Source organism: Candidatus Deferrimicrobiaceae bacterium (assembly GCA_035256765.1).
In the GTDB taxonomy this organism is placed as follows: domain Bacteria; phylum Desulfobacterota; class Deferrimicrobia; order Deferrimicrobiales; family Deferrimicrobiaceae; genus CSP1-8.
Window position 1 is genome coordinate 1 of the sequence record DATEXR010000202.1, and the last position, 1,647, is coordinate 1,647.

Below are 1,647 nucleotides of genomic sequence, written 5' to 3' on the forward strand. Positions count from 1 at the left end.
TTTCATAACGAAAAAAACCGGGCACCCCGAAAAGGATGCCCGGATCCGATTCACTGGCTCCCCGGGCAGGACTTGAACCTGCAACCTAGTGGTTAACAGCCACCCGCTCTGCCGGTTGAGCTACCGGGGAACGAAAAACGGCAGGGGAAACTATAATCCGCCCCCCGCGCCCCGTCAAGCGGATTGCGACGCCAACCCTTTCCGGTCGACCGGCCGGGTGGGAAAACCGGCATGGACCCATGCATCGAACCCTCCCTGGATGACCCCGATCCTCCCGTATCCCCGCTTGATCATGATCCGCGCCAGACCGGCGCTGGTGGCCTCCCCGGGTCAGGTACAGTAAAAGACGAGCTCCCGGTCCTTCGGGAGTTCGTGGGCGACCCGGTGGAAGGTGGCGGGGCGAACGCGGACCGCCCCCGGGATCATGACGCCGGAGGCGCCGAATGCGGCGTCGCTGCGGAGATCCAGCACAGAGATCTCTTCCCCCTCCGACATCCTCCGGTAGAGCTCCTCTACCGGGATTCTCGGAGCGGAGTATTTCCGGACGAGGTATCGCCGGAACGCGACCGTCCACCCCAGATAGGCGGCAAGCCCGACCGCGATCAGCCCGCCCAGCATCCCGTTGATGCTGTCGACGTGGCCCGCAACGGCGTCCCCGAACGCCCAGCCGATCCCGACCCCTGCGGCCGCCCATCCGATGGACCCCAGAAAATCGAGGGAAAAGAAGCGGAGGAAAGGGTAGTCGGTGATCCCCGCCAGCGGCGGCATGACCGTGTTCACGCCGGGGAGGAATTTCGCCAGAAGGATCGTCAGGGAGCGGCGGCGGCGAAAACCCTCCTCGGCTCCCTCCACGCAGGCGTCCGGGTTGAGCGACACCCGGCAGAGGGTGGACAGGACGGACCGGCCGCGCCAGCGGCCCAGCATGTACCACCCCGCATCGGCCAGAAGCGCCCCCCCCACGGCGCCGACCAGGACCCATGGCAGGGAAGCCCGGCCCGACTGGGCGAGTGCCCCTGCAACCATCAGGACGGGAAAGGCCGGGATCGGGAGGCCGGCGTTCTCCGCAAAGGAGAACAGGAAGACCCCGATCCCGCTGTACATCGTGACGGCCGCCGGAAACCAATTCATCTCTCCGCTCCCAAAGCACCGCAGTTCCCGGATGAGATGCGGAAAACCGTCCCCGGGTCTCCGCGCTACCGGAGAGTCGCCGGGATTTTCCGCCAGGTGATCCATCCGGAGATTCCGATCAGAGCCAGGCCGGCAAGGAACGGGAGGAAGGAGAAACGGATGGGTACGCCCGTCCCGTGCCCGATCTTCACCCACTCCAGGATGTAGGTCGCGACGACGGTGACGATCCCCGCCAGTCCGCACGTCCACCCCCCCAGGCCGGGAGCGAACCGCGCGTCCTCCGGGGCCCGAAGGAATAGGACGGAGAAGAGGATCATCCCCGCACAAATGAGGAGAACGGACCAGACCGGGCCAATCCACGGCAGGGGGATAAGGAACAGGACGTCCCAGTCGAAGATCCCCGCGGGCCAGCCGATCGTCACATGGAGCCAGAGGTAGTAGAAGACGTCCCAGACGGCGAACAGGAGAAGGAAGGCCCCCATCCGCCGCGCTCCGCCGCGGAAGGAGAGAAAGGGGATC

2 protein-coding genes and 1 tRNA gene are annotated in these 1,647 nt (G+C 65.9%); all 3 read right to left on the minus strand.

What is annotated here, in order from left to right:
* Positions 1 to 54: 54 nt before the first annotated feature.
* Positions 55 to 130 (minus strand) — tRNA-Asn (locus VJ307_06865).
* Between the two features lie 200 nt (positions 131 to 330).
* Positions 331 to 1,128 carry a VTT domain-containing protein gene (locus VJ307_06870; GenBank protein ID HJX73863.1) on the minus strand — a complete coding sequence of 266 codons (798 nt, stop codon included), beginning with the start codon at positions 1,126 to 1,128 and terminating at the stop codon, positions 331 to 333.
* A gap of 65 nt (positions 1,129 to 1,193) precedes the next feature.
* The coding region (locus VJ307_06875) for a hypothetical protein (GenBank protein HJX73864.1) at positions 1,194 to 1,647 on the minus strand (454 nt) is incomplete at its 5' end.